This window comes from Streptomyces sp. NPDC055955 (assembly GCF_042270245.1).
Lineage (GTDB): Bacteria > Actinomycetota > Actinomycetes > Streptomycetales > Streptomycetaceae > Streptomyces.
Map to the genome: position 1 here is coordinate 790,598 of NZ_JBHJYS010000001.1, position 7,126 is coordinate 797,723.

The following is a 7,126-nucleotide window of genomic DNA, read 5'->3' on the forward strand; positions in this document are numbered from 1 at the left end:
GGATCAGTCGCGCGCGGGCTCCACCGCGTCGGTGGCCGTCGCGCGCTCGAAGCGGCCGTCCAGCTTGGCGACCAGACCGGTGACCTGACGCGCGATGTCGGGGGCCGTGAGGCCGATCTCGGCCATGACCTCCTTGCGCGAGGCGTGGTCGAGGAAGCGCGGCGGGATGCCGAAGTCACGCAGCGGTACGTCGACGCCCGCGTCGCGCAGGGCCTGCGCGATCGCCGAACCGACGCCTCCCACACGGGAGTTGTCCTCGACGGTGACGACGACGCGGTGCTGCTCGGCGAGCGGCGCGAGCGCCTCGTCGACCGGCTTGACCCAGCGCGGGTCGACGACGGTCGTGGTGATGCCCTGCTTGTCGAGGAGGCCGGCGATCTCCAGGCACATCGGGGCGAGCGCCCCGACGGAGACCAGCAGGACGTCCGGCTTGGCCGCGGACGTCCTGCGCAGCACGTCCATGGCACCGACCTTGCCGACGGCCGGGACCGCGGGTCCGACGACGCCCTTCGAGTAGCGCACGACGGTCGGCGCGTCGTCGACCTCGACGGCCTCGCGCAGCTGGGCGCGCAGCTGCTCGGCGTCGCGCGGGGCGGCCAGGCGCAGGCCGGGGACGACCTGGAGCATGGACATGTCCCACATGCCGTTGTGCGAGGCGCCGTCGTCGCCCGTGACGCCGGCCCGGTCCAGGACGAAGGTGACACCGCACTTGTGCAGCGCGACGTCCATGAGGACCTGGTCGAAGGCGCGGTTGAGGAACGTCGCGTAGACCGCGAAGACCGGGTGCACTCCGCCGGTGGCGAGACCCGCGGCCGAGGTGGCGGCGTGCTGCTCGGCGATGCCGACGTCGTAGATGCGGTCCGGGAACGCGTCGGCGAACTTCTTCAGGCCGACGGGCTGGAGCATCGCGGCGGTGATCGCGACGATGTCCTCGCGGTCGTGGCCGAGCTTGACCATCTCGTCGCCGAAGACGGACGTCCAGCTGGCGGCGGAGGCCTTGATGGGCAGGCCGGTGTCCGGGTGGATCGGGCCGATGCCGTGGAAGCGGTCGGCCTCGTCCTGCTCGGCGGGCTTGTAGCCGCGGCCCTTCTCGGTGAGGCAGTGCACGATGACCGGTCCGCCGAACCGCTTGGCGCGGGCCAGGGCCGACTCCAGGGCCTCGATGTCGTGGCCGTCGATGGGGCCGACGTACTTCAGGCCGAGGTCCTCGAACATGCCCTGCGGGGCGATGAAGTCCTTGAGGCCCTTCTTGGCGCCGTGCAGGGTCTCGTAGAGCGGTCTGCCGACGACCGGGGTGCGCTCCAGGAGGTCCTTGCCGCGGGCCAGGAACCGCTCGTAGCCGTCCGTGGTGCGCAGGGTGGCCAGGTGGTTGGCGAGGCCGCCGATGGTGGGGGCGTACGAGCGCTCGTTGTCGTTGACGACGATCACGAGGGGGCGGTCCTTGGCGGCCGCGATGTTGTTCAGGGCCTCCCAGGCCATGCCGCCCGTGAGCGCTCCGTCGCCGATCACCGCGACGACGTGGTCGTCCTTGCCGCGCACCTCGTTCGCCTTGGCGAGACCGTCGGCCCAGCCGAGGACCGTGGAGGCGTGCGAGTTCTCGATCACGTCGTGGTCGGACTCGGCGCGCGAGGGGTAGCCGGACAGGCCGCCCTTGGTGCGCAGCTTGCCGAAGTCCTGGCGGCCGGTGAGCAGCTTGTGCACGTAGGACTGGTGACCGGTGTCGAAGAGCACCCGGTCCTTCGGCGAGTCGAACACGCGGTGCAGCGCGATGGTGAGCTCGACGACGCCGAGGTTGGGGCCGAGGTGGCCGCCGGTCTTGGATACCGCGTCGACCAGGAAGGTCCGGATCTCGCCGGCCAGCTGGTCCAGCTGTTCCAGGCTGAGCCGGTCCAGATCGCGCGGTCCCGTGATGCGGGTCAGCAACGGCACCCGTGCCTCCTTGCGATAGAGCTGTTCGAGCTTTTGCCGGGTCTGTCGAGTCTAATGTTCCGCCCTGGCGCGCGGCGCCCGGGCTGTGCGTTCTACATCACGCGATCGGCCGTACCCGAGGGGTACGCACGTTCGGTAGCGCTCTCATGACATGACTGTGCCCGGCGTCGCCATTGGCGCCGGGCACAGGATCAGGGAGGTACGGGGCCGTCGGGGCGAATGGCCCTAGGCGCGGCCTGCCGACTTCTGGGTCTTGCGGGTGACCGAGTCGATGACGACCGTGGCGAGGAGCACACCGCCGGTGATCATGTACTGGATCGGGGTGGCGATGCCCTGGAGGGCCAGGCCGTACTGGATCGATGTGATCACGAGGACACCGAGCAGGGCGTTCCAGGTGCGGCCCCGGCCACCGAAGAGGCTGGTGCCGCCGATGACGGCCGCCGCGATGACGTTCATCAGGAGGTCGCCGGAACCGGCGCTCTGGTTGGCCGCCGCGATCTTGGAGGCCCAGAAGAGGCCGCCGACCGCCGCGAACAGACCCGCGACGGCGAAGACCGAGACGCGGATCGCCGTGACGTTGATACCGGCGCGACGCGACGCCTCGACGCTGCCGCCGAGCGCGAAGATCTTGCGGCCGTACGAGGTGCGGCGCAGCACGAAGTCGCTGGCGACCAGGACGATCGCGAACAGCAGCACGGCGAGCGGCAGGCCCTTGTACTGGTTGAACATGATCGCCACGGCGAAGGCCGCGATCGCGAGCAGCACCGTGCGCAGCACGAGCTCGCTCAGGGGGCGGGACGGGATCCCGGCGGCCTCACGGCGCCGGTTGCCGAGGAAGGCCGACAGGAAGTAGCCGGCGACCGCGACGACCGCGAGCCCGTAGGCGGCGGCGACATCGGAGAAGTAGTACGTGGTGAGCTTGCCGACCACGCCGTCGCTGTCGATGTTGATCGTGCCGTTGGAGCCCAGGATCTGGAGCATGAAGCCGTTCCAGAACAGCAGGCCCGCCAGGGTCACGGCGAACGCGGGAGCGCCGATCCGGGCGAAGAAGAAGCCGTGCAGGGCGCCGATGACGGCACCGGCGGCGAGGGCGGTGAGGACCGCGACCCACTCGTTGACGCCGTGGGTGACGCTCATCACGGCCGTGATCGCCGCGGAGACACCGGAGACGGAGCCGACCGAGAGGTCGATCTCGCCGAGCAGCAGCACGAAGATGATGCCGACCGACATCATGCCCGTCGCGACCATGGCGACGAAGATGTTGTTGAGGTTCTCCGCGCCCAGGAACGCCGAGTTGAGGCTCTGGAAGATCGCGCAGATGACGATCAGGCCGATGACGACCGGGGTGGCGCCGAGGTCACCGGCGCGCATCTTGCGCTTGAACTCGCCTATGTAGCCCGCGAATCCCTGCTCGCGCACGAGGAGGCGGGGGTCGATGGCGACACTCGCGTCGCCGGCGACCGCCGGGGCGTCCACGGGGGCCTCGGTCTTGACGGCCTTGTCGGTCTTTTCGATGCTCACTTCTGAGCCTCCGCGTTGGTGCGCGCCGCACGACGGGTCACGGCGTTGTCCGTGGCGCCGGTGATGGCGGAGATGATCTCTTCCTGCGAGGTGGTCTTGACCTCGAAAACGCCGTTGTTGCGGCCGAGCCGCAGGACGGCGACCTTGTCGGCGACGGCCTTCACATCGGCCATGTTGTGGCTGATGAGGATGACCGCGTGGCCCCGCTCGCGCAGCCGCTCGACGAGGTCCAGGACCTGCGCCGTCTGCTCTACACCGAGGGCGGCCGTCGGCTCGTCGAGGATGACCAGCTTGGGCTCGCCGAGCATGGAGCGGGCGATGGCCACGACCTGGCGCTGACCGCCGGAGAGCGAGGCGATCGGGATGCGGACGCTCGGGATGCGGATCGACAGCGTGTCGAGCAGTTCCCTGGAGCGACGCTCCATCTCGACCTCGTCGAGGACACCGCGGCGCTTGAGCTCTCGGCCCAGGAAGAGGTTGCCGACGACGTCGATGTTGTCGCACAGCGCGAGGTCCTGGTAGACGGTCGCGATGCCAAGGTTCTGGGCGTCGTGCGGCTTGTTGACCGCGACGGCCTTGCCGTCCCACTCGATGACACCTTCATCGATGGGGTGCACACCGGCGATCGTCTTGACAAGGGTGGACTTTCCGGCACCGTTGTCGCCGACCAGGGCGACCACCTCACCGGCGTGGACCTCAAGCTCTACATCGGTGAGCGCCTGGACGGCACCGAATCGCTTGGAGACTCCGCGCAACGCCAGCACGGGCGTAGCGGACACGTGAACCATCTCCTTCGCCGCCAAAGGCCTGACCCGGCGGGAGGTTGAACAGAAAAGGCTGAGAGGGGGGTGCGTACGTGCAGGGATGGTGCTGTCGTACGTCGTTCCGTCCGGCGCCCCGCCGTTGAGCTTGCGGGGCTGTCGGCGGCGGGGCGCCGGACGTGCTCACACGGGGCGCTCCTTCAAGGTGCGCTCAAGTCCCGTGCAGGACAAGGGAGTTGCCGAGGCGATTCCGGCCTGGTTACTTCAGGCCGATCTTGTCGCAGGCGGCCTTGTACTTGGCCGTGCAGATGTCGTCGAGGGTGTAGTAACCCTCCTTGACGACCGTGTCCTTGATGTTTTCCTGGGTCAGGGAGACCACCGGGACGATCACGGACGGGACACCCTTCTCGGTGCCGCTGTCGACCGTGCCGGTCTTGATGGAGTCGAGGCTCTCGCCCTTGGCGACCGCGACGGCCATCTTGGCGACGGTCTCGGCCTCCTGCGGGTACGACTTGAAGACGCTCATGTTCTGGTCGCCCGTGACGATGCGCTGCACACCCGCGAGCTCGGCGTCCTGGCCGGTGACCGGCGGGAGCTTGCTCAGGCCCGCGCCCTTGAGCGCGGTGATGATGCCGCCCGCCATGCCGTCGTTGGCGGAGTAGACGCCGGCGATTTTGCCCTTGCCGATCGCGGAGATCGCGGCGTCCATGTTGGCGTTGGCGTTCTCCGGCTTCCACTCCTTGGTGTCGTAGGACTTGGCGATGTCCACCTTGCCCTTGAGCACCGAGAGCGCGCCGTCCTTGAACTGCTTCGCGTTCGGGTCGGTGATCGCGCCGTTCATCATGACGATCTTGGAGCTGGGCTTGGCCTTGTCGCCCATGGCCTTCAGCAGCGCCTCGCCCTGCGTCTTGCCGACCTCGGTGTTGTCGAACGAGGTGTACGCCTCGATCGGGCCCTCGGCCAGGCGGTCGTACGCGACGACGGGGATGCCGGCATCCTTGGCCTTCTTCACACCGCCGGCGACCGCCTTGTAGTCGACCGCGTCCAGGATCAGCACGTCGACCTTCTTGGTGATCATCGTGTCGATCTGCTGCGACTGGACGGTCGCGTCCTGCTTGGCGTTCAGGTACTCGACCTTGCCCTTGCCATTGGTCAGCGTCGAGATCTGCTTCTCAATGATCGGCTTGTCGAACTTCTCGTAGCGCGCGGTCTGGTTCTCCGGCAGCAGCAGGCCGACGGTGATGGCGTCGCCCTTCTTCGAGCTCGCCTTGTCGCCGCTGTCCTTGCCGCCGGACTCCTTGGCGCTGCCGCAAGCGGCGAGAGAGACGGCCATACCAGTGGCACAGAACGCAACGGCGGCACGACGCATACGCGTGTTCACTTCAGAAACCTCCCTGACGAGGCCGCGACGTTGCGGCCGAGGTGGCTGGAAGTCAACTCGGCCGCAACCTCGGCGTCAAGGAGTAAATCCTTAACGAGATGGCAACGGTGTCATGCGTTCTCTAAGTGAAGGCAGGTGTCGCCACGGACAGAGATCCGTCCAAAAGGGTCGAATCGCCCATCTCGCTGAGTGCCAGGGCGAGCGCCCCGAGCACCTCGGCGCGGCCGCCCAACGCCCCTGGAAGGACGGACAGTTGACGGGCGGCGCTGGGGATCGCATAGCGTCCCACGGACTCCCTGATGGGCCCCAGGACCAGTTCTCCGGCCTCCGCCAGGTCGCCGCCGAGGACGACCCGGCTGGGGTTGAGCAGGTTGCAGAGATTCGCGACACCACTGCCGATGTGACGGCCCACGTCGGCGATCACCCGCCGGCACCCCGGGTCGCCGTCCCGCGCGAGCCGCACGACGGACTCCATGGTCAGTCCGGTGCCGTGGCTGGACTCCAGGAGCGGCAGGACGTAGCGGGCGGCGGTGAAGGTCTCCAGGCAGCCGCGGTTGCCGCAGCGGCAGACAGGGCCGGACTCGTCGAGCGTGATGTGCCCGATCTCGCCCGCGGTCCCCCCGGGCCCCCGGTAGATCTTCCCGTCGATCACGAGCCCGGCACCGACACCGCTGGCGACCTTGATGTACGCGAGGTCCTTGACGCCGCGCCCGCTGCCCCAGACCAGCTCGCCGAGGGCGCCCAGGTTGGCGTCGTTGTCGACGTGCACGGGCACGCCGAGGCGCCGGCTCATCTCCTCGGCGGGCTTGGTGCCGGTCCAGCCCGGCAGGATCGACGTGGAGCCCAGCGTGCCGCTCTCCACGTCGATGGGGCCCGGTACGCCGAGCCCGACGCCCGCCACCTTCGTACGGTCCACGCCGGTGGCCGCCACGAGCCGCTCCACGAGCTCCTCGGCCCGGTCGAAGCCCTGCGCGGCGGAGGCGTCCACATCGAGGGGCTCGGCCTCCTCGGCGAGCACCTGGTGGGCGAGGTTGCCGATCGCCACTCGCAGGTGGGTGTGGCCGAAGTCGACGCCGATGACGATGCCCGCGTCGCCGCTGAGCGAGACGCTGCGGGCCCGCCGGCCACCCGCCGAGGTGGGGGTGACCTCGACCGTGCCGCCGTCCTTCAGCTCGCGGACGATGTTGGAGACCGTGGCCGCGGACAGGCCGGTCGTCCTCGCGATCTCCGCCTGCGTGAGCGATCCCGCGAGCCGCACGGCGCGTACGACCCGCTCGAGATTGGCCCGATGCAGCGACGACTGCGACCCCGGAGTCTCCATTGACTCATCCCACCCTTAGCCCGTTGACGGGCGGCCCCTCGCATGAGCCGTCCGTGGCCCGCGCCACACGGAGAGCGACCGGACCTTGTACAAGTTATGAACTCCAAGCTCCGCTGAAGGGCCCCGTGCCGTCAAGCCCTTGAGGGAAATCGGTTCCCGTCATGGCGCACAGGGGTCGGGCCCCCGGCAGAGTTTTATCGCAAGGGCCCCCCC

At 68.9% G+C, this 7,126-nt stretch carries 5 protein-coding genes; all 5 read right to left on the reverse strand.

All coding sequences use genetic code 11. The features are described from left to right. Nucleotides 1-3: 3 nt before the first annotated feature. Nucleotides 4-1,929 (reverse strand): 1-deoxy-D-xylulose-5-phosphate synthase, encoded by a 1,926-nt coding sequence (gene dxs, locus ACFC96_RS03275; RefSeq protein ID WP_376250998.1) that lies wholly within the window; start codon nucleotides 1,927-1,929, stop codon nucleotides 4-6. Nucleotides 1,930-2,154: 225 nt separating this feature from the next. Then, the gene (locus tag ACFC96_RS03280; protein ID WP_376250996.1) at nucleotides 2,155-3,450 is read right to left on the reverse strand and encodes a sugar ABC transporter permease; all 1,296 of its coding nucleotides are present in this window, start codon (nucleotides 3,448-3,450) and stop codon (nucleotides 2,155-2,157) included. After that, entirely contained in the window at nucleotides 3,447-4,238 is a 792-nt protein-coding gene (locus tag ACFC96_RS03285) for an ATP-binding cassette domain-containing protein (RefSeq protein WP_227297905.1), read from the reverse strand. Before ACFC96_RS03285 ends, ACFC96_RS03280 begins: the two co-directional genes overlap by 4 nt. Nucleotides 4,239-4,470: 232 nt before the next feature. Beyond that, nucleotides 4,471-5,592, reverse strand: coding sequence for a substrate-binding domain-containing protein (locus ACFC96_RS03290; RefSeq protein WP_340460669.1), 1,122 nt, complete (start codon nucleotides 5,590-5,592; stop codon nucleotides 4,471-4,473). A 121-nt stretch (nucleotides 5,593-5,713) separates the two neighbouring features. Beyond that, entirely contained in the window at nucleotides 5,714-6,913 is a 1,200-nt protein-coding gene (locus ACFC96_RS03295) for an ROK family transcriptional regulator (protein ID WP_326710631.1), read from the reverse strand. Nucleotides 6,914-7,126 lie beyond the last annotated feature (213 nt).

Bases quoted from the DNA above. Each gene is read 5' to 3' on its own strand.
- ACFC96_RS03285 (WP_227297905.1), bottom strand. From the start codon at position 4,238: ATGGTTCACGTGTCCGCTACGCCCGTGCTGGCGTTGCGCGGAGTCTCC.
- ACFC96_RS03295 (WP_326710631.1), bottom strand. From the start codon at position 6,913: ATGGAGACTCCGGGGTCGCAGTCGTCGCTGCATCGGGCCAATCTCGAG.